27 protein-coding genes and 2 other annotated features are annotated in these 24,930 nt (G+C 42.3%); of the genes, 26 read left to right on the forward strand and 1 reads right to left on the reverse strand.

What is annotated here, in order from left to right:
- Positions 1-59: 59 nt before the first annotated feature.
- From ccsA to NSS77_RS12695, 6 genes are all read left to right on the forward strand, one after another.
- Positions 60-881 (forward strand): cytochrome c biogenesis protein CcsA, encoded by an 822-nt coding sequence (gene ccsA / locus NSS77_RS12670; protein WP_342469060.1) that lies wholly within the window; start codon positions 60-62, stop codon positions 879-881.
- An 18-nt stretch (positions 882-899) separates the two neighbouring features.
- Positions 900-1,826 (forward strand): hydroxymethylbilane synthase, encoded by a 927-nt coding sequence (gene hemC, locus NSS77_RS12675; protein ID WP_342469061.1) that lies wholly within the window; start codon positions 900-902, stop codon positions 1,824-1,826.
- Positions 1,819-2,571 carry a uroporphyrinogen-III synthase gene (locus NSS77_RS12680; protein ID WP_342469062.1) on the forward strand — a complete coding sequence of 251 codons (753 nt, stop codon included), beginning with the start codon at positions 1,819-1,821 and terminating at the stop codon, positions 2,569-2,571. Before hemC ends, NSS77_RS12680 begins: the two co-directional genes overlap by 8 nt.
- Complete coding sequence (gene hemB / locus NSS77_RS12685) at positions 2,571-3,551, forward strand: porphobilinogen synthase (RefSeq protein ID WP_342469063.1); 981 nt, start codon at positions 2,571-2,573, stop codon at positions 3,549-3,551. The genes NSS77_RS12680 and hemB overlap by 1 nt, the downstream gene beginning before the upstream one ends.
- Before the next feature lies 1 nt (position 3,552).
- Positions 3,553-4,842, forward strand: a complete 1,290-nt coding sequence (gene hemL / locus NSS77_RS12690; RefSeq protein ID WP_342469064.1) for a glutamate-1-semialdehyde 2,1-aminomutase — start codon at positions 3,553-3,555, stop codon at positions 4,840-4,842.
- A 119-nt stretch (positions 4,843-4,961) separates the two neighbouring features.
- Positions 4,962-5,819, forward strand: coding sequence for a hypothetical protein (locus NSS77_RS12695; protein ID WP_342469065.1), 858 nt, complete (start codon positions 4,962-4,964; stop codon positions 5,817-5,819).
- Here NSS77_RS12695 and NSS77_RS12700 read toward each other — a convergent pair.
- Positions 5,812-6,021 (reverse strand): hypothetical protein, encoded by a 210-nt coding sequence (locus NSS77_RS12700; RefSeq protein WP_342469066.1) that lies wholly within the window; start codon positions 6,019-6,021, stop codon positions 5,812-5,814. The genes NSS77_RS12695 and NSS77_RS12700 overlap by 8 nt on opposite strands.
- 77 nt (positions 6,022-6,098) lie before the next feature.
- Positions 6,099-6,321, forward strand: a binding site (T-box leader).
- Between the two features lie 56 nt (positions 6,322-6,377).
- Between NSS77_RS12700 and NSS77_RS12705 the strand changes: the two genes are divergently transcribed.
- The 20 genes from NSS77_RS12705 (at position 6,378) to NSS77_RS12800 (ending at position 24,917) form a co-directional block, all read left to right on the forward strand.
- Positions 6,378-9,026, forward strand: a complete 2,649-nt coding sequence (locus NSS77_RS12705) for a valine--tRNA ligase (RefSeq protein ID WP_342469067.1) — start codon at positions 6,378-6,380, stop codon at positions 9,024-9,026.
- 447 nt (positions 9,027-9,473) lie between these two features.
- Complete coding sequence (locus NSS77_RS12710) at positions 9,474-10,766, forward strand: folylpolyglutamate synthase/dihydrofolate synthase family protein (protein ID WP_342469068.1); 1,293 nt, start codon at positions 9,474-9,476, stop codon at positions 10,764-10,766.
- Positions 10,763-12,028, forward strand: coding sequence for a folylpolyglutamate synthase/dihydrofolate synthase family protein (locus NSS77_RS12715; RefSeq protein WP_342469069.1), 1,266 nt, complete (start codon positions 10,763-10,765; stop codon positions 12,026-12,028). The genes NSS77_RS12710 and NSS77_RS12715 overlap by 4 nt, the downstream gene beginning before the upstream one ends.
- A 164-nt stretch (positions 12,029-12,192) precedes the next feature.
- Positions 12,193-12,828, forward strand: coding sequence for a hypothetical protein (locus tag NSS77_RS12720; RefSeq protein WP_342469070.1), 636 nt, complete (start codon positions 12,193-12,195; stop codon positions 12,826-12,828).
- Between the two features lie 94 nt (positions 12,829-12,922).
- Complete coding sequence (locus NSS77_RS12725; protein WP_342469071.1) at positions 12,923-13,510, forward strand: Maf family protein; 588 nt, start codon at positions 12,923-12,925, stop codon at positions 13,508-13,510.
- Positions 13,511-13,526: 16 nt separating this feature from the next.
- Positions 13,527-14,225 carry a DNA repair protein RadC gene (gene radC / locus NSS77_RS12730; RefSeq protein WP_342469072.1) on the forward strand — a complete coding sequence of 233 codons (699 nt, stop codon included), beginning with the start codon at positions 13,527-13,529 and terminating at the stop codon, positions 14,223-14,225.
- A gap of 350 nt (positions 14,226-14,575) precedes the next feature.
- Positions 14,576-15,595, forward strand: coding sequence for a rod shape-determining protein (locus NSS77_RS12735; protein ID WP_342469073.1), 1,020 nt, complete (start codon positions 14,576-14,578; stop codon positions 15,593-15,595).
- Positions 15,596-15,607: 12 nt separating this feature from the next.
- Entirely contained in the window at positions 15,608-16,525 is a 918-nt protein-coding gene (mreC, locus tag NSS77_RS12740) for a rod shape-determining protein MreC (RefSeq protein WP_342469074.1), read from the forward strand.
- On the forward strand, positions 16,525-17,052 hold the full coding sequence (gene mreD, locus NSS77_RS12745) for a rod shape-determining protein MreD (protein ID WP_342469075.1): 528 nt from the start codon (positions 16,525-16,527) through the stop codon (positions 17,050-17,052). The genes mreC and mreD overlap by 1 nt, the downstream gene beginning before the upstream one ends.
- Before the next feature lie 27 nt (positions 17,053-17,079).
- On the forward strand, positions 17,080-17,745 hold the full coding sequence (locus tag NSS77_RS12750; protein WP_342469076.1) for a septum site-determining protein MinC: 666 nt from the start codon (positions 17,080-17,082) through the stop codon (positions 17,743-17,745).
- Between the two features lies 1 nt (position 17,746).
- Positions 17,747-18,544, forward strand: coding sequence for a septum site-determining protein MinD (gene minD, locus NSS77_RS12755; protein ID WP_342469077.1), 798 nt, complete (start codon positions 17,747-17,749; stop codon positions 18,542-18,544).
- A 182-nt stretch (positions 18,545-18,726) separates the two neighbouring features.
- The gene (locus NSS77_RS12760) at positions 18,727-19,278 is read left to right on the forward strand and encodes a M23 family metallopeptidase (protein ID WP_342469078.1); all 552 of its coding nucleotides are present in this window, start codon (positions 18,727-18,729) and stop codon (positions 19,276-19,278) included.
- Positions 19,251-19,889, forward strand: coding sequence for a site-2 protease family protein (locus tag NSS77_RS12765; protein WP_342469079.1), 639 nt, complete (start codon positions 19,251-19,253; stop codon positions 19,887-19,889). The genes NSS77_RS12760 and NSS77_RS12765 overlap by 28 nt, the downstream gene beginning before the upstream one ends.
- Before the next feature lie 38 nt (positions 19,890-19,927).
- Positions 19,928-20,003, forward strand: a sequence feature (ribosomal protein L21 leader region).
- A 13-nt stretch (positions 20,004-20,016) separates the two neighbouring features.
- A complete protein-coding gene (gene rplU, locus NSS77_RS12770; protein WP_342469080.1) occupies positions 20,017-20,325 on the forward strand; it encodes a 50S ribosomal protein L21 in 309 nt (102 codons plus the stop codon).
- Between the two features lie 11 nt (positions 20,326-20,336).
- Positions 20,337-20,693: a ribosomal-processing cysteine protease Prp gene (locus NSS77_RS12775; RefSeq protein WP_342469081.1), complete on the forward strand. Its 357-nt coding sequence runs from the start codon at positions 20,337-20,339 to the stop codon at positions 20,691-20,693.
- Between the two features lie 5 nt (positions 20,694-20,698).
- Positions 20,699-20,989, forward strand: coding sequence for a 50S ribosomal protein L27 (gene rpmA / locus NSS77_RS12780; RefSeq protein ID WP_342471279.1), 291 nt, complete (start codon positions 20,699-20,701; stop codon positions 20,987-20,989).
- Positions 20,990-21,176: 187 nt separating this feature from the next.
- Positions 21,177-22,451: an ISL3 family transposase gene (locus NSS77_RS12785; protein WP_342469082.1), complete on the forward strand. Its 1,275-nt coding sequence runs from the start codon at positions 21,177-21,179 to the stop codon at positions 22,449-22,451.
- A gap of 182 nt (positions 22,452-22,633) precedes the next feature.
- A complete protein-coding gene (locus tag NSS77_RS12790; RefSeq protein ID WP_342469083.1) occupies positions 22,634-23,155 on the forward strand; it encodes a Spo0B domain-containing protein in 522 nt (173 codons plus the stop codon).
- Between the two features lie 4 nt (positions 23,156-23,159).
- Entirely contained in the window at positions 23,160-24,446 is a 1,287-nt protein-coding gene (obgE, locus tag NSS77_RS12795; protein WP_342469084.1) for a GTPase ObgE, read from the forward strand.
- 15 nt (positions 24,447-24,461) lie between these two features.
- Positions 24,462-24,917 carry an ACT domain-containing protein gene (locus NSS77_RS12800; protein WP_342469085.1) on the forward strand — a complete coding sequence of 152 codons (456 nt, stop codon included), beginning with the start codon at positions 24,462-24,464 and terminating at the stop codon, positions 24,915-24,917.
- Positions 24,918-24,930: the final 13 nt, after the last annotated feature.

Raw genomic sequence — 24,930 nt, forward strand, 5'->3', positions numbered from 1 at the left:
TGATACGGAAACGCTTTTAGTTTGGAGATTAAGACGTATTGGATGGAGAAGGGTTTCGTATGACTGAAGTGATGTCCAACCTTTATCAAATGATGGTTGTCCTTTATGCAATCAGTATTATGTTGTATTTTACAGATTATTTTTATAAAAAGGATTTCATCCGTCGTTCCGCTTTTTGGCTGATTTCCATTGTATGGGTGATGCAGACGGCCTTTATTATAATAAATATTTTTGAAACGAAACGTTTCCCGATTCTGTCCCTTTCTGAAGGAATATATTTTTACGCCTGGCTGCTTGTAACCTTGTCGATTTTTTTGCATTGCATTGCAAGAGTCGATTTGCCGGTGTTTTTCGTCAATATCCTCGGATTTGTTTTTATGACCATCCGGTTATTTGCGCCAAATAATTTGAACCCTGTATTAAAAACATTAGAATCAGAAATGCTGTTTATACATATAAGTTTTGCCATATTTGCCTATGCAGCATTTTCCATTTCTTTTGTTTTTTCAATATTATATTTAGTTCTTTATCGTTTATTGAAAAAGAAGAAATATACCAAGATTTGGTCCCGGCTGCCTTCTTTGACCCAAATGACCCAATGGATGAACTACTCCATCATCATCGGCATCCCAATCTTGGTCATCAGTATATTGCTCGGGTTGGAATCTGCATTTATGAAGGTGGATTCTGTTTCGATTTTTGATGCAAAAATTGTCGGTTCTTTCGTTATTCTTATCATCTATGTCGTTGTGCTGCTGTTAAAGCAGAGGGGAAAAATAACCGGCACTTCTTTTGCATGGATTCAAATATATGCTTATTTTGTTGTATTAATCAATTTCTTTTTAGGAAGCAAATTATCACATTTCCACTTATGGTATTAGCAGAAAGGTAGGTCCATCATGAGAAAAATTATTGTAGGTTCTCGAAAAAGCAAATTGGCACTGACACAAACTAACTGGTTCATCAACGAATGCAAAAAAGCCGGAATGCCGTTCGAATTTGAAGTCAAAGAAATCGTGACAAAAGGTGATAAAATTTTGGATGTGCAGTTGTCGAAAGTCGGCGGGAAGGGATTATTTGTCAAGGAGATCGAAAAGGCGCTCCTTGAGAAAGAAATCGATTTTGCCGTGCATTCGATGAAAGATATGCCGGCAGTATTGCCTGACGGATTGACGGTTGGCTGCATACCGCTAAGGGAAGACCCTCGGGATGCACTGATTTCAAAAAATCATGTGAAATTTAAAGATTTGCCGGAAGGTGCCGTTGTTGGAACAAGTTCATTACGGCGCAGTGCACAGCTTTTACAGGTGCGTCCGGACCTTGAAATCAAATGGATTCGCGGAAACATCGATACCCGCTTGAGAAAACTTGAAACGGAAGATTTTGATGCCATCATTCTTGCCGCGGCAGGTTTGAACCGCATGGGTTGGTCAAAGGATGTGGTAACGGAATATCTGGACACAACCATTTGTCTTCCTGCTGTCGCTCAGGGGGCACTGGGCATCGAGTGCCGTGAAGATGACGAAGAACTTTTGACGGAACTTGCAAAATTAACGGATGAAAATACGAAAAAAGCGGTGATTGCCGAGCGCGCCTTTTTAGCGGCGATGGATGGCGGCTGTCAAGTGCCGATTGCCGGTTATGCGACGGTGGATGGGGAAGAAGTGAAGATGACCGGTTTAGTTGCTTCTCCAGATGGTTCCATTTGTTATAAAGAAACAGTGAAAGGACAAAATCCTGAAGAAGTTGGCAAAAAACTTGCCCAAATTTTAACAGAGCAAGGTGCCTATGATTTAATTGAAAAGGTGAAAGCGGAAAATGCATAAGCCGTTGGAAGGAAAGACAATCTTATTAACCGGTTCCAAAAAAACACAATCGATTGTTGACACGATTGTCCAACAGGGCGGGGAAGCGGTCGTTTGTCCGCTCATTAGAACTGTGGAAGTGACGGAAGCGGATGATTATGAACGATTGGCTTCCTGCAAGCATTATGATTGGCTTATTTTTACCAGCCAAAATGGAGTCGAGTTTTTTTGGAAAAAAATAGAGCGGCATCAATTCAATTTGTCGCAGCTTTCCGGTAAAATTGCAGCTGTAGGCGAAAAGACCGCCGCGTTGCTGGAGCGATATGGATTCACAGTCCATTTCATGCCCTCCATCTTCAGCGCTGACACCTTTGTAAAAGAATTTCCTTCCGTCAGTGGCGAATCCCCCAAATGTCTATTTATTCGGGGGGGATTGGCAAAGGATACATTAAAAAAAGGGCTGCCTTTTCCGATTGATGAATGGACGGTTTATACTACCGTTGAAAACAAGGAATCCATAGACAAAATCGTAGAAACGGTCCGAAACAGCAGACAGCCGATCCTCATTTTCGCCAGCCCATCGGCGGTGGATTGTTTCCATAAATATGCAGTGCCTGAAATCGGCTGGAACCAGGCAAAAATTGCTTGCATTGGTCATATAACAAAAGGCGCCGTTGAAAAATATGGTGCCCACGTTACATATTTTCCACAAAAATATACAATGCAGTCTGTCATAGAAGCGATTGCAAAAGGAGAGGAAATGTAATGTCAGAATTAGAATTCAGAAGACATCGTAGACTACGCTCAAATGCGACCATTCGTTCAATGGTAAGGGAGAACCATTTGCATAAGGAAGATTTAATTTACCCGATTTTTGTCATTGAAGGGGAAAACATCAAAAATCCTGTAAAATCCATGCCGGGTGTTTATCAACTTTCATTGGACAATTTGGATGCCGAAATTGACGAAGTGGTATCCCTTGGAATTCCTGCGGTGATTTTATTCGGAATTCCTGCCGAAAAAGATGCAGTAGGAACTGGAGCTTTCCATGATCATGGCATCGTGCAGAAAGCGACAAAACAAATCAAAGAACGTTATCCTGAACTGATGGTCATTGCGGATACATGTCTATGTGAATTTACGGATCATGGCCATTGCGGTCTAGTGGAAGGAGACAAAATTTTGAATGATCCTTCCCTTGATGTATTGGCCCGTACAGCGGTTTCCCAAGCAAAAGCGGGTGCGGATATCATCGCCCCTTCCAATATGATGGACGGATTTGTTGCGGCTATCCGCAAAGCTTTGGATGAAGCGGGATTCCAGGACGTGCCGATCATGTCCTATGCCGTAAAATACGCTTCCAGCTATTACGGTCCGTTTCGTGATGCGGCGGAAGGAGCGCCAAAATTCGGCGACCGAAAAACGTATCAAATGGATCCGGCCAACCGTTTGGAAGCGTTCCGTGAAGCGGAATCCGACATTGAAGAAGGAGCCGATTTCTTAATTGTGAAACCTGCCCTTGCGTATATGGATATTATTCGCGATGTGAAAAACCGTTATCCGGTTCCGGTGGTGGCTTACAATGTTTCCGGAGAATATTCAATGGTAAAAGCGGCGGCTTTGAACGGCTGGATTGACGAAAAATCCGTTGTATTGGAAACATTGGTGGGAATGAAGCGTGCCGGTGCGGATTTAATCATCACTTATCATGCAAAAGATGTAGCTCGTTGGTTGGAGGAGAAATAATATGCGTACGTATGAAAAATCAATCAAAGCATTTAAAGAAGCTGTCAATTTAATGCCAGGCGGGGTGAACAGCCCTGTACGAGCTTTTAAATCCGTCAATGGAGATCCGGTATTTATCGAATCCGGAGAAGGCGCCATTATCCGCGACATTGACGGCAATGAATATATCGACTATGTACTTAGCTGGGGTCCGTTGATTTTGGGACACTCCCATCCGGATGTGGTGAAAGCTATTCAGGAGCAAGCGGCAAAAGGCACTTCATTCGGTGCTCCAACTTTACTTGAAAATAAGCTTGCCGAAATTGTCATAGAGCGGGTTCCTTCCGTGGAGATGGTGCGCTTCGTTTCATCCGGTACGGAAGCGACGATGGCTGCGCTCCGTCTTGCCCGCGGCTACACTGGACGGGATATTATCATGAAATTTGAAGGTTCTTACCATGGCCATGGGGACTCTTTATTGATCAAAGCCGGTTCTGGTGTTGCAACGCTCGGCTTGCCAGACAGCCCAGGGGTACCGGCGGATGTGGCAAAAAATACGACAACGGCTCCTTATAACGATTTGGAAGCTGTAAAAGCGACATTTGAAAAATTGGGCGACCAAATTGCGGCGGTGATTGTGGAGCCGGTTGCCGGAAACATGGGGGTTGTTCCGCCAAAACCAGGTTTCTTGGAAGGATTGCGTGAAATTACGAAACAATATGGCGCGCTTCTTATCTTTGATGAAGTGATGACAGGATTCCGAGTGGATTATCATTGTGCCCAAGGCTATTATGGCATTGAACCGGATTTGACATGCTTAGGTAAAGTGGTTGGCGGAGGACTTCCTGTTGGCGCTTATGCAGGAAAACGGGAAATCATGGAAAAAGTGGCGCCAAGCGGACCGGTCTATCAAGCTGGTACATTATCCGGAAACCCATTGGCGATGACTGCGGGGATTGAAACCTTATCCCGTTTAACTCCTGAGAGTTACGAATATTTTAAAAAGCTGGGAGACATGCTGGAAGAAGGAATCCGTGAAGCGGCAACAAAATACAACATCCCGCATACAGTGAACCGTGCAGGCAGCATGATCGGTTTATTCTTAACAAATGAGGATGTCGTTGATTTTAGATCCGCCCAAACATCCGATTTGGAAATGTTTGCAGAATATCATCGTCTCATGCTTGAAGAAGGGGTTTACTTGCCGCCTTCCCAATTTGAAGGATTGTTTATTTCCACTGCCCATACAGAAGAACATATCGCGAAAACCATTGATGCATTCCATAAAGTGTTTGCCAAATTGGCCCGCTGATGATCAGAGTGTCTTTTCCTTTAATGAAGGGAAAGACGCTCTTTTTTTGTCAAAATTTTTGAAATGCCATTTATCATACTTCGAATTTTCGGGCATAGAGTAGTACGGGAGGGAAACACATGGCAAAAATTAATTGGGAAATGATGACGCAGTTTATCTTTTCAAAAGAATACGGGATTGTCGAAGAAGTTGTATCGGTCCAAGTCATCCCCCGTTGGCAACAGGAAGAGACGGAAGATTCCATTCGTTTGACGGGCATTTATCATATCAAGTCGACGGTGAGATTCAATCCTGCGATCAAACCGAATTTCAGCGAAGGTACATTGATCGAATATATTGATTTGCAAGGCGATGAAGGATATTTTGAATATTCATTGCCTTTAGAAGTGGATTTGCCAAAGGAGAAAGTTGCGCAAACTTCTCAGCTGGAATTGCATGTTGAGGATATATCCTTATTTGTATACGATGGCTCAAGCTGCACCTTTAAATGGGAAGTGAACTGCACTTTTGACGAGCCGGTGGCAGGCGCTTTATTCCAAGTGGAATCCGAAGAGAAAGTGGCGGAACGGGTAGCCGTAGTGGCCGCGAATACGGGGGAAGTTTTGGAAAGAGCCAAAACCGACCAGCCCCCTGCCACATTGGAACATCCACTGGTGAATGAAGAATTGAATAAAGTGCAGGAAAGTGCACCAAATTTCTCGGAAGCTATTGAAGATGAATCGTTATCAAATTACGTAGATTTCATCAGACCGTTGGATGAATCGGCAAATGAAAGCAATTCTATTCAAGGGGAACCAATCGGACATTCCCACTTTGAGGAAGAAGCCAAAAAAATCCGCAAAGAAGAGAATGAAGTGATACATGTTAATGAGTCTTCCAGCAAAATCATGATTGATGAAAAATTCAAGATCCCTTCAGATACGGATGATTTTTACAACGAACTTTCCGAATCCTATAGCCTTTTGAAATTTAAATAATATCTGTCCATAACAACCATGAAATGAGTGCGAGAATGAAAAGCAGCAGCACATCGCCCGTCGTTGGGACGAAGAGCGTGTGAATGGCTTGAAACACGGTGATCGGAATGCAAATGTGTTTTGCGTAAAAACGCACTTTTCGGATCCAAGGGGGTAATAGCCAGGGATTATAACATTTTCTTCTTTTTTTTAAAAAAGACATGGAAATCACTCCTTTCATTTCCCTGAAACTTGAAAACTGCTGTTAAATTTTATACAATGATTTAAGCAGTTGAATATGCGGATGCAATGAATTGGAAGAGTAGAATGATGATGCATGCCACAGAGAGGAAACGGCAGCTGAGAAGTTTCCGCATGCAATCATTTGAAGGTAGCCATGGAGCAGCTTTTATGAATCCAGTAGTAAAAGCCGGTTAAACACCGTTATCGGAATGAGAGCTGTTTAGACGTTTTATGGTCTAAATGGAAAAAAGGTGGTACCGCGAACTCCTTCGTCCTTTTCGGATAAAGGAGTTTTTCTTTTTGCCAAAATTTGATTCAACTAAAGGAGGAACAGTCATGACAGAAAACGTGTCAATGCCGACAAAGTACGACCCGAAGTCTGTTGAGCAAGGTCGTTACAAATGGTGGTTGGAAGGAAAATTTTTCGAATCACAACCAAACAGCGATAAAAAACCGTATACCATTGTAATTCCGCCTCCAAACGTAACCGGGAAGCTGCATCTTGGCCACGCTTGGGATACAACATTGCAAGATATCATCATCCGCATGAAACGCATGCAAGGATATGATGCCCTTTGGCTTCCGGGAATGGACCATGCGGGAATTGCGACACAAGCAAAAGTGGAAGCCAAACTTCGCGAACAAGGAATCAGCCGCTACGATTTAGGACGCGAGAAATTCCTTGAAAAAACATGGGAATGGAAGGAAGAATACGCAAGCCATATTCGCGAACAATGGGCGAAATTAGGATTGTCTTTGGACTATACAAAAGAGCGGTTTACTTTGGATGAAGGTTTATCCGATGCTGTAAAAGAAGTGTTTGTACGTCTTTATGAAAAAGGATTGATTTACCGCGGCGAACGCATCATCAACTGGGATCCGGAAGCAAAAACCGCTTTATCCGATATCGAAGTAATTTATAAAGAAATCCCTGGAGCCTTCTATCACATGAAATATCCGCTTGCCGACGGTTTCGGCTACTTGGAAGTGGCGACAACACGCCCTGAAACAATGCTTGGAGATACGGCGGTAGCGGTTCACCCTGAAGACGAACGTTACAAACAGTATATTGGCAAAACAGTCATTTTACCGCTTGTAAATCGTGAAATTCCAATTGTGGCCGATGAATATGTGGACATGGAATTTGGTACAGGGGTTGTGAAAATTACGCCTGCCCATGACCCGAACGACTTTGAAGTGGGCAACCGCCACAATTTGGAGCGCATTTTAGTGATGAACGAAGACGGTACAATGAATGAAAAAGCGGGCAAATATCAAGGATTGGACCGCTTCGAATGCCGCAAACAAATCGTGGAAGATTTAAAAGCGCAAGGATACTTAATTAAAATCGAAGAGCATGTGCATTCTGTTGGCCACTCTGAGCGTACAGGTGCAATTGTAGAGCCTTACTTGTCAAAACAATGGTTCGTGAAAATGAAGCCGCTTGCGGAGGCAGCATTGAAATTGCAACAAGACGAAGAAAATAAAGTGAATTTTGTACCGCCACGATTTGAAAATACGTATCTTCATTGGTTGGAAAACATCCGTGACTGGTGCATTTCCCGTCAGCTTTGGTGGGGCCATCAAATTCCGGCTTGGTATCATAATGAAACGGGCGAAATTTATGTTGGCAAAGAACCGCCAAAAGATGCGGAAAATTGGACGCAAGATCCGGATGTATTGGATACGTGGTTCTCAAGTGCCTTATGGCCATTCTCCACAATGGGCTGGCCGGATACAAACAACAAATTGTATCAACGTTACTATCCGACAGATACGTTAGTGACAGGTTATGACATCATTTTCTTCTGGGTTGCCCGCATGATTTTCCAAGGCATTGAATTTACCGGCAAACGACCATTCAAAGATGTGCTCATCCACGGTTTGGTTCGTGACGGCGAAGGGCGAAAAATGAGTAAATCCCTTGGAAACGGTGTTGACCCAATGGATGTTATTGACCAGTACGGTGCAGACTCTTTACGCTACTTCTTGGCAACAGGTTCAACACCAGGCCAAGACCTCCGTTACACAAACGAAAAAGTGGAAGCAATCTGGAATTTTGCGAACAAAATTTGGAACGCATCCCGTTTTGCGCTTATGAACATGAACGGTTTGAAATACGAAGAAATCGACTTGACAGGCGAATTAAATGTCAGCGATAAATGGATTTTAACCCGTTTGAATGAAACGATTGAGAAAGTGACGGATTTGGCGGAACGTTATGAATTTGGTGAAGTGGGACGTGAATTGTATAACTTCATCTGGGACGACTTCTGTTCATGGTATATTGAAATGGCGAAACTTCCTTTATATGGCGATGATGAAGCGGCTAAACTCACGACCCGTTCAGTATTGGCTTATGTGCTTGACAACACGATGCGTCTGCTTCATCCAATGATGCCATTTATTACGGAAGAAATTTGGCAACATCTTCCGCATGAAGGCGAATCCATTGCCGTTGCCGAATGGCCAAAAGTGAGACCGGAATTTGATTTCAAAGAAGAGTCCGGCCATATGAAACTTCTTATGGACATTATACGTTCCGTGCGCAATATCCGTGCAGAAGTGAATACGCCAATCAGTAAAAAAGTGTCGCTATTCATTAAAGCGAAAGATGCGGAAACGGTAAAAATCCTGGAAGATAATAAAGCGTATATTGAAAGATTCTGCAATCCTGATCAATTGGTGATCGGGGTGGAAGTGGAAGCCCCTGAAAAAGCGATGACAGCCGTTGTTACCGGAGCGGAATTGTTCTTGCCGCTTGCAGGATTAATCAATTTGGAAGAAGAAATTGCCCGCCTCGAAAAAGAATTGGATAAATGGGCGAAAGAAGTGAAATTGGTATCCGGCAAACTTTCCAATGAGAATTTCGTGAAAAAGGCACCGGAAGCGCTCGTTGCGAAAGAACGCGAAAAACTTGCGGATTACCAAGAAAAATACGATACAGTGAAAAAACGTTTGGATGAGTTAAAAAACATGAAATAAAGCCGTGTTGAATTGAAATTCGCCGGATCGATGGAAACATCGGTTTGGCGAATTTTTGTTGGATGAACGGCGGTATTGGATAAGTCCCTTGGATTTTGGGTCATTGGATAGCCATTTGGGTGAGCGGGGGAATTATACTAGGAACTGTGGGTTAGCCGATCAAGTGAGTCATCCGAGCAAAAGAGGAGGAATTATCTGAGCAAGCAGGGGAGTCATCCGAGCAAGCAAAAGAACCATCCGCGAAAGCAGGAGAAATTAACCGATCAAGCTGCATCCGCACAAATCCGGGGATCAAACCGTCCGATCAATGAAATATTTTCAAAAGAGGCGAATCACCCAAAAAAGATGAGCGTCATTCGCGTATGAGATGGCATCAGTCTTACCATTTTTAATGCCACACCACCGCTTTTGGAGTAAAATAAGGGGAGGTTAGGAGGCGGATTCATTTTGTTTACATCAATGGAAGAATGCATAAAGTTTATGTACGGCTTAAGGGCAGAAATACATAAAGGGGAGCCTTTTCATGCGATGAACAAAATTTTGCCTGAGCTCAACAATCCGCATGAAAAGGTGCCTTTTATTCATATCGCCGGTTCCAATGGAAAAGGATCCACCGTCAATTATTTAAGAGAGATGCTGCAGCAGGCAGGATATAAAGTTGGAGCTTTTACATCCCCCCATTTGGAAAGGGTGAATGAACGCATTACAATCAATGGGGCGGAAATTTCGGATGAACGGTTTTTAGCCCTTGCCAATCATTTATTTCAAATCATTGAACAAATCGACGGAGAATATCCGAGCTTTTTTGAATTGATGACGCTCATTGCGTTCATGTACTTTGCGGAAGAACAGACAGATATCGCACTTATTGAAGCGGGAATTGGCGGCCGTTTTGACTGCACTAATGTCATCACGCCCCTTTGCTCCATCATTACAACGGTGTCGCTCGATCACACCCACATACTGGGGAACACGCAGAAAGAAATTGCCTATCAAAAGGCGGGCATCATTAAAAGAAATGTTCCGGTGGTGACTGCTGTAACTGACAAAGATGCATTGGAAGTCATTCAACTTGAAGCGGAACAAAAAAACGCGCCCCTTTTCATCTACGGAGAAGATTTCTTTGCCACAGATATTCGCATGTTGAATAATAAGCAGCATTTTACATACCAATTAGGAAATGTGAAATACAATGTTGCTTTACAAATGCTGGGGGCGCATCAAATTGCCAATGCTAGTTGCGCTTTGACCGCTGCAACGATTTTAAGAAGCATGGGATTTACCCGTTTTACCGATCAACGGATTCAATCCGCATTGGAAAATGCCTTTTGGCCGGGGCGTTTCGAACAAATTGGCGGGCAAATCATTTTGGACGGTTCCCATAATCCGGAAGGGACACAAGCCTTAATCGACACCCTTATCAGGCAATACCCGAACCAAAAGTATAAGTTCATCTACTCTGTGATGAGTGATAAAGATTATATCGGGAGTATCTCGATTTTGGATGAAGCGGCCCATGCCATCTTTTTCACGGAACTTCCCATACCGCGGGCTGCAAAGGCAAAGGAATTGGCCAGCCATTCAAAACATCCTTCCGTAGTGGTGAATGAAAACTGGAAGGAGCTGGTGGCAAAAGAAATGGAAAAGCTTCAAAAGGATGAACTGCTGATTGTGACGGGGTCCATCTTTTTTATCGCGGAAGTGCGGAAATTTCTAAAAGCGAAGGAAAGAAGCTTATGATATTGAACTTTGACCAATATAAAGAAAAATGGAATGTGGAAAGCGACCCTGCCATTAAACCGGGATTGGAGGGAATGAAAAAAGCGTTGACCCTTTTACAAAACCCTCACAAGCATCTCCGGGTTGTCCACGTGGCAGGGACGAACGGGAAAGGCTCCACCATTGCCTTTCTGGAACAGATTGCCCTTCATCACGGGCTTTCAGTGGGAAAATTCACATCCCCTTGCATTGTGGATGTGCATGACCAAATTCAAGTGAATGGCAAGCCGATCACTCAAGAACAAATGGACATTGTATTTCAGCAAATGAAAAAAGCAGGGGTGAGCGGCCTCTTAACGGATTTTGAGCTGCTTACCTGCGCGGCTTTTCTCCATTTTGCAAATGAAAAAGTGGATCTGGTTCTGTTGGAAACCGGATTAGGCGGATTGGAAGACAGCACAAATGTGGTGACTCCACTGGTTTCCGTCATTGCAAGCATTGCATATGACCATACCCGAATTTTGGGCAATACCATTGAACAAATCGCTTATCATAAAGCGGGCATCATTAAATGCGGCAAACCTGTCATTGCCGGAAGTTTGCCGGAAGAAGCCTTTTCCGTCGTAAAGCGGAAGGCGACTGCTGAAAAGGCTCCATTATACGTTTATGGCGACTCCTTTTATGTTCAAGACGATATGCAGGGAGAAGTGTATGTGCACAAGCAGGAAGAAGTCATGATCGATCGCCTGGCAAGAAAGATGGCAGGGGAACATCAGAAAGTGAATATGGCATTGGCGATTTCCGCTTTTTTGGAAGTGGCGAAAATCTTCCAATTGGAAGTATCGAAGGAATCCATTCGTAAGGGAGTGGAAATGACTAGCCTGGCAGGACGGTTTGAGCGGGTGTTACCAAACGTATATTTTGATGGAGCCCATAATCCTGCAAGCGTCGAAAAACTTGTCGAAACCATTAAGCGGCGTTTTCCTGATGACACCATCCGCTTTGTTGTTGGAATGGTGAAAGATAAAGACATTGAGCAAGTGCTGCGATTATTGGAATCGGTTGGCGATGAATTTTATTTTGTCGATTTCGAAAATCCCCGGGCGGCGAAAGCGGAAGATTTACTGTGTTTGTCCCATGCGAAGAAGAAGGAAAAATTGCAGGAAATCATTCCTTTTATCCAATCGGCCGGAAATTTTGACGGAATAACGTTTGTCACCGGTTCTCTTTATTTGCTGGCTGAAATCCGGAATGGGCTGATCGATGCTACGCATGAGTCATAGATTCGAGCCTGCCGATTGATAGAAAACGATAAACCCTTTTCAGAAGAATTGATGCGAATAAATAACCTTGAATGCTCATTTTCAATAAAACATAAACATATGAAATAATATGGGCGTTGTTCGGCCAAAAATCGTACGGATTCGTGATTGAAAAGGGTGATTCGATGAAATTTCCACATATCATTGGGCGTCGGGAAATGATGCGGGCGGCTCTATTAGGCTCTATTACGGGATTGGTAGGCGTTCTCGTATTTATTCTCATTTTGAATTCGATGGATTCAACTTATACCGAAAAAACTAAACAGAATGATTTGATTCCTGTAAGTTCCCAAAATACGGAAAAAACGGGTGAAGAAGAGCGTTTTACTGAGCAATTTTTTGCCAACCAGCACGGTGTATTTTCCACTTTTGAAAAAGCGACGGAGTTTGTGTACGGCTATCCAAGTCTAAATACGAGCGCCGTTGTTGAAATTGACGGAAGTTTTTATGTCTGGTCCAGCGTTGCTACGACGAAAGAAGGGGTTGTGCTATCGGAGGATCCCCCATCTTTTGTCAAGCCCTTTACTTTATCCGCCGCAGGATGCAAAAAGCCGGAATTACAAAACATTCCGTCTCTATTAAAAAATAAGGATCCTTCAAAAATAAATTTTCAAGGGGACGAAAAAGAGGAAAAAATGCCTTCCGACTGGGAGACGATCACCTATGCATTATCAAGCATTTCAAGCGATTCATCGGTGGTTCGGATGCATCTTTTAGCCCATTATTTCACCGAAAACGACTGTTTGAAAATCAAATTTTAACGAGCAAAAAATGGGCAAATTGTAAAAATCCTGTCGTTCGATGCATTTTTCAAAATGCCATTCCTCGGCTATATTATGTATAGGAGGAATGGAAATGAAATTTACAACAACACATCAACTCGTTTTAGCGTCAGCCTCACCAAGAAGAAAAGAACTGTTTTCGAAGTTGGGAGTCCCGTTCGAAGTCATTGCCAGCAGTGTGGAGGAAACATCTGTCCAAGCAACGGATTTCAAAGACTATGTCCAAAAAGTAGCGCTATTGAAAACGCAGGATGTGGCGACTCTTTGTCCCGGGAAAACGGTGATTGGTGCAGATACGATTGTCGTGTTCAATGATGAGCTTCTTCATAAGCCGAAAACGAAGGAAGAAGCGATTCAACATTTGGAAAAACTATCATCGAATCGCCATCAAGTGATGACGGCCGTGGCTATCATTACAAAAGATCGTCAGGCGGAATCCTTTGTGGAAGTGACCGATGTGTATTTTAAACATCTTCCAAGACCATTGATTGAAAAATATGTCGAGACGAAAGACCCCTTTGACAAAGCTGGTGGTTATGGAATCCAAACAGGTGGCGCCTTATTTATCGACCGGATTGAAGGCGACTACAATACAGTTGTCGGACTGCCGATTGCATCACTTTTTGAAAAGTTGGTGGAACTCAATATCATCGAACTGTAGGGGGTATGCTTGATTCATGTCCATCGGCACTTTTCCTGATTTGTTGATTCGCGATTTGCACGTCGATGATCGTCCAAGGGAAAGGTTAATTAAACAAGGACCTCAAAGTTTATCCAACCAGGAGCTCATCGCCATTTTGCTGAGAACGGGCACAAAGCGGGAATCCGTTCTATCCTTGGCCAATCGGGTGCTGATTTATTTTGAAAAATTGCATGAATTAAAACACGCCACTTTGGAAGAAATCATGTCGATCAAAGGGATTGGACAGGCGAAAGCGGTGCAGTTGCTTGCGGCGATTGAGCTGGGGAGGAGGCTTTCCCAAAAGCAGGTGGAGTCCCGTTTTACGATTCGCTCTCCGAAAGATGCCGCGTCTTTTTTGATGCCCGAAATGGCTTCTTTGCAACAGGAGCATTTTGTGGCGTTGTATTTGAACGTGAAAAATCAAGTGATCCATAAGCAGACGATTTTTATCGGCAGCTTGAATTCATCGATTGTCCATCCCCGCGAAATCTTTAAAGAAGCGGTGAAACGTTCGGCGGCTTCGATCATTTGCGCCCATAACCATCCAAGCGGAAATGCGGCGCCGAGCCCGGAAGATATTGAAGTGACAAAAAGGCTTCAGGAAGCCGGTTTTATCATCGGTATTGAATTAATTGACCACATCATCATAGGCGATCATCAATACTATAGTTTAAAAGAGCAAGGCTATATTTAATGAATGTGTCAATTATGACATGCTGATTCCAAAAAAGTCGAAAGTCCCCTATTTTTTGGATTTTCGGCTTTTTTCATGACAAGCATATTTCAGTGAACCAAAATCCGTAAAATTCGTCTTGTATTGAGTGGATTTGTAATGGGATTGTAAATTATAACAAGAAATTTTTCGTTGTGTCATCAACTATTTAGCAATACAATGATAAATGCGAAAAATGTAGGTGTTACATGAAAATGATTGGGAAAACTATCCCTGACACTATAATTTTTCGACGTAATCCGCTATAATAAAATTTATGATTTTGGACAGTCTTAGAGAAACAAAGCCGTAATAGAAAGGAAGTACAAAATTTGTTTGGATTAGGTAATAAAGACGTAGGTATTGATCTCGGTACAGCAAATACATTAGTTTTTGTCAAAGGAAAAGGAATCGTATTACGTGAACCGTCCGTAGTCGCGAAAAATACAAAAACGGGGGATATTGTTGCAGTTGGTAATGATGCTAAAAATATGATCGGCCGTACACCAGGTTCCATTGTAGCCATACGGCCAATGAAAGACGGAGTTATTGCAGATTTCGACATTACCACTGCAATGATTCAATACTATTTAAAACAAGCGTTAAAAAATTCAGGATCGAATTGGAAAAAACCGAATGTCATGATTTGTGTCCCATATGGCATCACTTCTGTCGAGCAGCGTGCGGTGATTGATGCAGCCCGTCAAGCGGGTGCAAAAGAAGCCTTTACGATTGAAGAACCATTTGCGGCTGCCATTGGTGCAGATCTTCCGGTTTGGGATCCTACCGGTTCGATGGTTGTCGACATTGGTGGCGGAACAACCGAAGTCGCTGTTATTTCCTTGGGAGGCATTGTGACAAGCGAATCGGTCCGCATTGCCGGAGACGCGATGGATCAGGCGATCATCAGTTACATTCGCAAAACGTATAACTTAACGATCGGGGAAAGAACGGCAGAACAAATCAAAATGGAAATTGGTACTGCCCGTGTGGATGATGTGGATGAAACGATGGAAATCCGAGGCAGAGACCTTTTGACAGGCTTGCCAAAAACAATCGAAATTTCGGCAAGCGAAATTTCCGAATCGTTGAAAGAAGCGATTGCAGCCATTATTGATGGCGTGAAGAAAACGTTGGAAAAAACTCCGCCTGAACTTTCAGCGGACGTAATGGAAAGAGGGATTGTCCTTACAGGCGGTGGGGCACTTTTAAGAAATCTTGATAAAGTGATCAGCGATGAAACGAAAATGCCGGTATTTATTGCGGAAAATCCATTGGACTGCGTGGCTATCGGTACTGGTAAAGCATTGGAGCATATTGATCTGATCCGATCTCAACAGATAAAAAAATAAGGGGGGATAGCAATGCCACATTTTACAAATAAAAAAATCATTGTACTTTTGGTTGGTACAATTTTACTTGTGGCATTGATCAGTTTTTCACTACGCGATCGTCAAAATGCGACTATCCCCGAACAATTCATCAAAGATTCAGTTGGCTTGGCACAAAGCATTGTCGCCAAGCCGGCTAACTACATAACTGGAATATTCCAAAATATCCATTCCCTTCTGAACACGTATGAAGAAAATCAGCGGTTAAAAACGAGATTGGAAGATTTTGCTGTCTTACAGGCAGAAGTGAATACACTGAAGTCGGAAAATGAACAATTGCGTGAACTATTAAACAATGAAGATAGTTTAAGAGACTATGAGCCGCTTCGTGCGACTGTCATCGCAAGAAATCCTGATCAATGGGAAGAAAAAATCATCATCAACAAAGGATCTTCCCATGGGGTTGAGAAAAATATGGCCGTTATTACGACAAAAGGTTTAATTGGTAAAATCAGCCTTGTTACCCCATTTACATCTGAAGTGGAATTATTGTATACGAATAATCCAAATTTCCGGGTTTCAGCAGTGGTTCAAAGTGAAAAAAATGTCGCTTACGGATTGATAGAAGGATATGACGAAGAGCGTAATGAATTAATATTAAAACGGATTGATTCCAGTTTGGAAATTAATAAAGGCGATAAAGTGGTGACTTCCGGTTTGGGAGGCATCTTCCCGAAAGGCATTCTCATCGGGGAAATTACAGAAGTGACGACTGAAGATTTTGGTTTGACGAAAATGGCCTATATTAAACCGGCAGCTGATTTTTCAATGCTGGAGAAAGTAATCGTTGCCAAACGCAGTGCAACAGTGATCGATGGATCTGATGGTGAAGGAACAAATGCAGATTTGACAAATAATACGGGCATTCCGGGTGAGGGTGAAGAAGAATAATGTGGATCCGTTTAATGATTCCATTGACAGCCATCATATTATTTTTATTGGAGCCCGAATTTGCATTGTTCTCACCGATTGAATGGAACGGGGAACTCTTTTATTTTGTGCCCCGTTTTCTTATCCTTTATTTGATTTTTCTTTCCATTTATTACAATCCAAAACGCGCGGTATTATATGGTTTGATTTTTGGACTCTTGTACGATGTGTTTTACATTGATATCATTGGTTTATACACTGTGTTGTACCCGCTCGTTTGTTATATTGCCAGTTGGTCTGTAAAATATATCCATCAACATTTGACGATTACAACCATTTTATCCGTATTATTGGTTGCTTTAATGGAAATGGTATTATATTATTTCTTCCTTTTAATTCAATTCACAAATTTGCCATTTATGGAATTTTTCATGAATCGATTAATCCCTTCAATTTTGGCTAATTTTCTTTACTTGATGATGCTTGGCTGGGCCTTTAAATATTTAATAGATGCGAGAGTGTTGCAAAAGATTCGTGAACTTTCTTAATTTAACCAAGCGAGAGGTGTCACTCTTATGAAAAAACAGCTTGTCCATATGAAAGGGACAAAAGACGGCTTAGTGCTTCGGCTTGATGATCAGTGCGCCTACAGCGACTTAGTTGAAGAACTCGAGCGAAAAGTGTCAGAAGGTGGAATCGATGGTAGAGTGAATGTCTCTCTCGATTTAGGCTATCGCTACCTTCTCGAACCGCAAAAGCAAGAATTGATCAATATTATTGAACACCCCGGAAAAATGGTCGTATCAAAAGTGTTTAGCAATGTCATTACAGTGGAAGAAAACGATGCAAAAAACCAAGGGAATCAATGCGATACATACGTAGGCATTGTGCGCTCAGGGCAAATTATTCAGGCGCCAGGGGATATCATTGTCATCGGCGATGTGAATCCGAATGGAAAGATTGAAGCTGGCGGAAACATTTATGTGCTTGGGAAATTAAAAGGGGTTGCTCACGCAGGAATTGGCGGAAACCGGGATGCGATTATCGCCGCTTCCTGGTTCGAGCCGACCCATATTTACATAGCGGATGTCATCGAAGTGATGACGAATGAAAAACCGATTGTAAGAGAACATGCGGAGCAATTATTTGCATATATAAATACAAAAGGAATTATTTCATATGACCGATTACAAGAAGTGCGAAAAATACGGCCATTACTAAACACAAAAGGAGGTAGCTAATGTGGGGGAAGCGATTGTAATCACTTCAGGTAAAGGCGGAGTTGGAAAAACAACAACAACAGCTAACCTAGGTACAGCTTTGGCACTTCAAGGCAAAAAAGTGTGCCTGGTGGATACAGATATCGGTCTAAGAAATTTGGATCTCGTACTTGGCCTCGATAATCGAATCATCTATGATTTGGTGGATGTAGTGGAAGGGCGCTGTAAAATTCATCAAGCATTAGTGAAAGATAAACGCGTTGATGATAAGTTGTTTTTGTTGCCTGCTGCCCAAACGACGGATAAAAATGCAGTGACACCTGAACAGATGAAAGCATTGATTGACGAACTGAAACGGGAATTTGAATATGTTCTGATCGATTGTCCGGCAGGAATTGAACAAGGATACCGAAATGCCGTTGCCGGTGCAGATAGCGCCATTGTGGTCACTACACCTGAAATTTCTGCCGTGCGGGATGCCGACCGAATCATCGGTTTGCTTGAACAAGAGGAAATCAATCCACCAAAGCTGATCATCAACCGGGTTCGAAAAGATTTGATCAATCAGGGCGATTGCATGGACATCAATGAAATTACTACCCATCTTTCTATTGATCTATTAGGTATTATTGTTGATAACGAGGATGTCATTGCCTCATCCAATAAAGGGGAACCGATTGTCATGGATCCGAATAATAAAGCTTCATTGGGCTATCGCAACATTGCGCGGAGAATATTGGGTGAATCGGTGCCATTAATGACGTTGGATGAAGGGCAAAAAGGTGTATTCAGAAGACTGATTTCGATTTTTTCAAAATAATAGATTCCTATAAAAAGGCTGTATAAAAGATTCGTCGCTTTGTTGTTGGACAAAATACCGGCAAAGCGGGCGTTACTTTTGGACAGTCTTTTTCTGTTTTCCTCCCATTCTCATTTTTCAACAAATAGAATCGTATTTTCATCTCGTTCATATAATAAGGAAAAATGGGAATGGATGAGGGTATGGCTAAAAAGTGGAAATGGATTGCAGCATTGTTCCTTTGTATCTGTGTGCTCGCCGGCAACCATCTCCAGGAGACCGGGAAGATTCCGGTTGATGTGAAAAGAATCGTGTACAGCTCTGAAGATTTGACCTTCATGCGCAACATGCTTCGGGAGATTTTTGATAAAGATTCAAAAGACACAATCGCTGTTTCTTCAGAGCCGATTAATCAGGAACTGCTGACCTTTGTACAAGTTAAGCCCTATTACAAAGGCTATCTGTTCACCTATGAGGAATCGGTGCCACTGGTTGCCATCGACCATGGACTCGTCGTCTACACGGGATATTCCAAAGATACGGGGAAAACGATTTCAGTCTATTATGAAGATGATACGACAGTGACTTATGGCAATGTGGATTCTTTCTCATTGCTGCCTTATACATCGATCGAACGAGGAAGTACGATCGGCAAGAAAGAACCGGGAGATTTGTACATTCAAGTGGAAAAGGATGGGAACATTTTAAACTTGGAAGAGACATTATTATGGATGAAAGAGCATATGCGGCCATGATGCGTATGACCATTCATCCATTATTTTTACCCCTTTTATTCGGGTTGATCCTGTATGGGAATGTTTCCTATTATGCCCTCATTTTATCTTCATTGCTGATTCATGAACTGGGGCATCTTCTTGTCGCTTGGCTTCTGGGGGTAAAGGTGGAACGTTGCGTCATCATGCCGTATGGTGGGGAAATAGAATTGAAGGGCGGTTATGCTTTATCCCCACACAAGCAACTTCTCATCAGTATAGGCGGACCCGTCGCCACATTCTGCTGCATGTTGATGGCTCCCTTTTTGGATCCTTTGTTGGCCAAGCCGTTGATCAAAATTCAAATGGTGCTTTTGCTGATTAATTTGATTCCTGTCTGGCCGCTTGACGGGGGAAGAATCGTTTTTTCCCTCATTTTGATCTTCTCGAAAAAGGCGAAAACGTACGAATTGTTTCTAGCCATTTCTTTCATACTGATCACGTTGTCGGTCATCATCACTTTTGTATTGCTGCCCAAAACGATCTTTCTCTTTATTCTAGCCATCTTTCTTTGGATCAAGGTGATTCAAGAATGGCGGTATCGGAAATACCGGATTGCTTTTGAAAAATATGTATTGAATCGATTGACTTAACCCATTGAGTGTGATAACATTTCATTTGTTATGTAGCACCTGTGCTACAACCGCTCTGGGAGGGTTTTTAAGCATCTTTTGATCACCTTTCCACAGGCGAGTCTTAGACTAGAGGAGGTGCAATGAAATGTACGCTATTATTGAAACTGGTGGTAAACAGTACAAAGTTGAAGCTGGACAAGAAATCTACGTAGAAAAATTAGGTGTTGAGCCTAACGAAACAGTAACTTTCGATAAAGTTCTTTTCGTAGGTGGCGAAACAGTGAAAGTTGGTACTCCAACAGTAGAAGGCGCAACTGTAACTGCGAAAGTGGTGAAAGAAGGCCGCGGCAAAAAAATCACTGTTTTCAAATACAAACCTAAGAAAAACTATCGTCGTAAACAAGGTCACCGTCAACCATACACAAAATTAGTCATCGAATCAATCAATGCATAAGAGGTGGCCGGATGATTACGGTAACCATTCATCACGACGAAAATCGCCGTGTATCTGCCTTTGAGTTTTCTGGACATGCCGAATACGATGAACCGGGAAAAGATTTGGTATGTGCGGGCGCATCGACCATCGCCATCGGTACGGTCAATGCGATTTATGCACTGTTGAATATTGAACCGAAAATCGAACAGGCAACCGAGGGCGGAGGCTATTTGAAAGTAGACTTGCCGACGGATATAGATGCTCAATTGGATGAGAAATTGCAGTTGATTGTGCAAGTGATGACAGCACAAGTATATTCGATGGTACAAAACTACGGCCAATATATTCAAATCAAGTACAAGCAAGTAGGAGGTGGAACACAGTGAAATACTTGTTAACATTAGACCTTCAATTCTTCGCTTCCAAAAAAGGGGTAGGTTCTACTAAAAACGGTCGTGACTCTGAAGCAAAACGCCTTGGCGCAAAACGTGCGGATGGTCAATTCGTAACTGGAGGATCAATTCTTTACCGTCAACGCGGTACAAAAATTTATCCAGGTTTGAACGTAGGCCGCGGTGGTGACGATACACTTTACGCTAAAGTTGATGGTATCGTACGTTTCGAACGTATGGGACGCGACAAGAAAAAAGTAAGTGTATACCCTGTTGCTAAAGAAGCATAATGTGAACGGATTTGAAAGGACTGCAAACGTGCAGTCCTTTTTTATATTTAAAAAAAGGGCTCTATAATATTTGGTGTTGGTGAGTATAAACCAGCACCAATTTTTTTGAACAAAAAAAAATGAGACAGTGACAAAACTCTGGTAAAATGTAATCGCCAAAACACATTTTCCAAAGGAGTTGTGTCACATGTCTCACCATCATTCTATACGAAACCTACTCAATATAAAAGATAAAAATATCACATTTGATGAAAATTTTTGTGCAGAAGAACTCATTAAAGGGGTCCAATCAAAAGTCTTTTATGGCCAATTAACTTACCAACCAAAAGCGTGCTATGCTTGTGGACATGTCTTTGATGATCAAATCATTAAACACGGTTTTAAAACGTCTCTCATTAAAATGCCTAGTGTTTCAGGTTTTCATACCTACTTAAAATTGCGTAAACAGCGTTATTTCTGTAAACATTGTCATTCCACGTTTACTTTAAAAACGAGCGTCGTGGCTAAAAACTGTTGTATTTCCAACAATACTAAAGTATCGATTGCTTTAAACGCCAAAGATAAAATATCCGAAAAAGATATTGCGATGAAACATAATGTTTCTCATGCCACTGTCAGTCGAGTCATTGACAGCTTTTATATCTACTATCAACCAAATGTTCACTACCTTCCAAAGCATTTGTGTTTTGATGAGTTTAAATCAGTGAAATCCGCAGCTGGAGCGATGTCCTTTATTTTCTGTGACTCTGAAACGGGGGAGATGGTGGATATCGTGGAGGACCGAAGATTACATGTCCTCAAAGAGTATTTCTTACGGTATTCCAAGAAGGCGAGAGATGCGGTAAAAACGATTGTCATCGATATGTACAGCCCTTATATTTCCTTAATCCAAGAAGTTTTCCCTAAAGCGGAAATCATACTCGACAAATTCCATATCCTCCAACTATTTAGCAGAGCTTTAAACAAAACGCGCATCAACGTCATGAATCGGGATAAAAAGAATTACAATAAATTGAAAAAATACTGGAAGCTCCTTCTGAAAGATCAAACAAAACTTGATTATAAGAACTATAAATATCATCGTTGCTTTAAAAAGCATATGTGTGAGGTGGAGATTCTCCACTATCTCATTGATTTAGATTCTGAATTAAAAGCGTCCTATGAGTTATACCAATACGTTCGCCATTGCATCAAAACCAAAGACTTTGAGCTCCTAAAGAAAACATTAGAGAATAAACAAAATATCGTTTCCAGCTATATGAAAACCGCCATCAAGACAATCAACAAATACATCAATTACATGGAGAATACGTTGAAATATGATTATAGCAACGGCATTTTAGAGGGGATTAATAACAAAATCAAAGTGATTAAACGCATTTCTTTCGGTTATCGATCCTTCTATCACTTTAGAAACCGAATATTCATTACCCAAAACTTAGCGAAAATAAAAACAGCTTAGGGGAACCTCGAATTTCCCCTAAGCCATCCGATTACATATTACCAAATAATGTCACTAAAATTTATTCACCAACACCATTTGACAAAGAACCAAAAAAAGTCGGTCTGAAAGAAGAAATACGAATGAAAACTTGCTATACTAAAAAAGGTATTCCTAAGCAGTACTGTATGGGAGTGGGGGAGTTGACGAAACTTTCTATTCGTGAAATTTTGAGGGCTGCAAACCATGATTTTATTAATCAGCTTCAATTGATCAAAATGAATTTGGATTTGGACCGGATTGACGACGCGAAAAAAATTATAGAAAATTATTGCAATCAATATAAATCTTTTTCAAATTTGAATAAATTGAATTGGCCGAAAACCGTCGAATGGATTCAAACCTTCCCGTATCGTTTTCCCTCAATCGAGTTTCTGCTAAAAAGTAATGTGACAATGACGCCAAAGGTGAAAAAAGATGAGGAAACTGTCGAATACTTAGAAAAGACGATTCAGCGTGTTTATCCTCATCTCGACCCATATACCGAGCAGCAATTACTGATGGAAGTGGAAGCGGATGAAGAGATCGTGAAAATCACCTTTGACTTGCATGGAAAGTGGGACGTTGAGCCTTTCCATTCAGAGATATTGGACAACCATGTGGGAATGTCGGTTGAAAAAGAATCCTTCGATCATTGGAAATATGTTTTAACCATTAAGGAGTGAAAGTATGTTTGTTGATCACGTAAAAATATATGTTAAAGGCGGAGACGGCGGGGATGGAATGGTGGCCTTCCGCCGCGAGAAATATGTTCCCTATGGCGGACCGGCTGGAGGCGACGGAGGAAGCGGCGGGAACGTTGTGTTTGAAGTGGATGAAGGTTTGCGCACATTGATGGATTTCCGTTACAACCGCCATTTTAAAGCGTCCCGCGGCGAAAATGGCATGAGCAAAGGAATGCACGGAAAAAATGCCAAAGATTTGATTGTAAAAGTCCCTCCAGGCACGGTAGTCATCAATGAAGAGACCGGGAAAGTCATTGCGGATTTGGTTGAACATGGACAGCGGGCAATCATAGCGAAAGGCGGCCGCGGAGGACGGGGAAACATGCGCTTTGCCACACCGGCAAATCCGGCGCCGGAAATTGCGGAAAAGGGTGAGCCGGGGCAAGAATTAAATGTTATATTGGAATTAAAATTGTTGGCGGATGTGGGCCTTGTCGGCTTCCCGAGTGTCGGTAAATCGACATTGCTTTCCGTAGTTTCCGCAGCGAAGCCGAAAATCGGCGCTTACCACTTTACAACCATCGTTCCCAATCTTGGCGTTGTCGAAACGGATGATGGCCGAAGCTTCGTCATGGCCGATTTGCCGGGATTAATTGAAGGGGCCCATCAAGGTGTCGGTTTGGGCATCCAATTCTTGCGCCATATCGAACGCACGAGAGTCATTGTCCATGTGGTGGATATGTCCGGTATGGAAGGCCGGGACCCTTACGATGATTATGTAAAGATCAACAAAGAGTTGGAACAATACGATTTGCGCCTGACAGAGCGTCCTCAGATCGTAGTTGCCAATAAAATGGACATGCCTGGTGCGGAAGAAAATTTGGTAGAATTTAAGAAAAAAATCGGGGATGACATAAAAGTATTCCCAATCTCCGCTCTTACAAAGAAAGGGCTTAAACCATTGCTGCATGAAATCGCAGACTTGTTGGAAGTAACCCCTTATTTCGAATTGCATGATATCGCGGATGAAAGCGATGCAACGGTTTTATATAAACATGAGAAAAAAGAACGGGATTTTGCAATTACCCGCGATGATGATGGCGCTTATGTTCTAAGTGGGGATACGATCGAACGGCTCTTTAAGATGACAGACTTTAGCCGGGATGAATCGGTCCGCCGTTTTGCAAGACAGCTCCGCCATATGGGCGTGGATGACGCTTTAAGGGAACGTGGAGCCCAAGACGGGGATACGGTGAGAATTTTGGATTATGAGTTTGAATTCATCGAATAATTGGGGGGGATGGAGATGAAAAATGTTGCTGAACAACGCTATTATCTGGTGCGGGAAGATGTGCTGACCGATGCGATGCAAAAAACATTGGAGGCAAAGCGGTTATTGGAATCGGGCAAGGTCAACTCGATATGGGATGCGGTGAAACAAGTGGATCTTTCAAGAAGCGCCTTTTATAAATATCGGGATGCCGTCTTTCCCTTTCACTCCATCGTAAAAGAGAGAATATTGACCATGATTATCCAATTGCAGGATCAAAAGGGGACATTGGCCAAAGTATTGGAAATTATTACAGAAGCCCATTGCAATATTTTGACAATCCATCAAACGATTCCGATTCAAGGCCGGGCCAACGTAACCCTTTCCTTGGATGTAACGAGCATGATCATGGATTTGCATGAACTGATCAAAAAGATGAACGATTTGGAATTTGTTGAATCAGCAGAAGTCATAAGCTCTGGAGCTTTATGATAAATTCTGCGGA

This window comes from Ureibacillus sp. FSL K6-3587, from assembly GCF_038593165.1.
GTDB lineage: Bacteria > Bacillota > Bacilli > Bacillales_A > Planococcaceae > Ureibacillus > Ureibacillus suwonensis.

Excerpts from the sequence above, each read along its gene's own strand:
- ccsA (WP_342469060.1), top strand. The coding sequence starts at position 60 with ATGACTGAAGTGATGTCCAACCTTTATCAAATGATGGTTGTCCTTTAT.
- hemC (WP_342469061.1), top strand. The coding sequence starts at position 900 with ATGAGAAAAATTATTGTAGGTTCTCGAAAAAGCAAATTGGCACTGACA.
- NSS77_RS12680 (WP_342469062.1), top strand. The coding sequence starts at position 1,819 with ATGCATAAGCCGTTGGAAGGAAAGACAATCTTATTAACCGGTTCCAAA.
- hemB (WP_342469063.1), top strand. The coding sequence starts at position 2,571 with ATGTCAGAATTAGAATTCAGAAGACATCGTAGACTACGCTCAAATGCG.
- hemL (WP_342469064.1), top strand. The coding sequence starts at position 3,553 with ATGCGTACGTATGAAAAATCAATCAAAGCATTTAAAGAAGCTGTCAAT.
- NSS77_RS12695 (WP_342469065.1), top strand. The coding sequence starts at position 4,962 with ATGGCAAAAATTAATTGGGAAATGATGACGCAGTTTATCTTTTCAAAA.
- NSS77_RS12700 (WP_342469066.1), bottom strand. The coding sequence starts at position 6,021 with ATGTCTTTTTTAAAAAAAAGAAGAAAATGTTATAATCCCTGGCTATTA.
- NSS77_RS12705 (WP_342469067.1), top strand. The coding sequence starts at position 6,378 with ATGACAGAAAACGTGTCAATGCCGACAAAGTACGACCCGAAGTCTGTT.
- NSS77_RS12715 (WP_342469069.1), top strand. The coding sequence starts at position 10,763 with ATGATATTGAACTTTGACCAATATAAAGAAAAATGGAATGTGGAAAGC.
- NSS77_RS12720 (WP_342469070.1), top strand. The coding sequence starts at position 12,193 with ATGAAATTTCCACATATCATTGGGCGTCGGGAAATGATGCGGGCGGCT.
- NSS77_RS12725 (WP_342469071.1), top strand. The coding sequence starts at position 12,923 with ATGAAATTTACAACAACACATCAACTCGTTTTAGCGTCAGCCTCACCA.
- radC (WP_342469072.1), top strand. The coding sequence starts at position 13,527 with ATGTCCATCGGCACTTTTCCTGATTTGTTGATTCGCGATTTGCACGTC.
- mreC (WP_342469074.1), top strand. The coding sequence starts at position 15,608 with ATGCCACATTTTACAAATAAAAAAATCATTGTACTTTTGGTTGGTACA.
- mreD (WP_342469075.1), top strand. The coding sequence starts at position 16,525 with ATGTGGATCCGTTTAATGATTCCATTGACAGCCATCATATTATTTTTA.
- NSS77_RS12750 (WP_342469076.1), top strand. The coding sequence starts at position 17,080 with ATGAAAAAACAGCTTGTCCATATGAAAGGGACAAAAGACGGCTTAGTG.
- NSS77_RS12760 (WP_342469078.1), top strand. The coding sequence starts at position 18,727 with ATGGCTAAAAAGTGGAAATGGATTGCAGCATTGTTCCTTTGTATCTGT.
- NSS77_RS12765 (WP_342469079.1), top strand. The coding sequence starts at position 19,251 with ATGGATGAAAGAGCATATGCGGCCATGATGCGTATGACCATTCATCCA.
- rplU (WP_342469080.1), top strand. The coding sequence starts at position 20,017 with ATGTACGCTATTATTGAAACTGGTGGTAAACAGTACAAAGTTGAAGCT.
- NSS77_RS12775 (WP_342469081.1), top strand. The coding sequence starts at position 20,337 with ATGATTACGGTAACCATTCATCACGACGAAAATCGCCGTGTATCTGCC.
- NSS77_RS12785 (WP_342469082.1), top strand. The coding sequence starts at position 21,177 with ATGTCTCACCATCATTCTATACGAAACCTACTCAATATAAAAGATAAA.
- obgE (WP_342469084.1), top strand. The coding sequence starts at position 23,160 with ATGTTTGTTGATCACGTAAAAATATATGTTAAAGGCGGAGACGGCGGG.
- NSS77_RS12800 (WP_342469085.1), top strand. The coding sequence starts at position 24,462 with ATGAAAAATGTTGCTGAACAACGCTATTATCTGGTGCGGGAAGATGTG.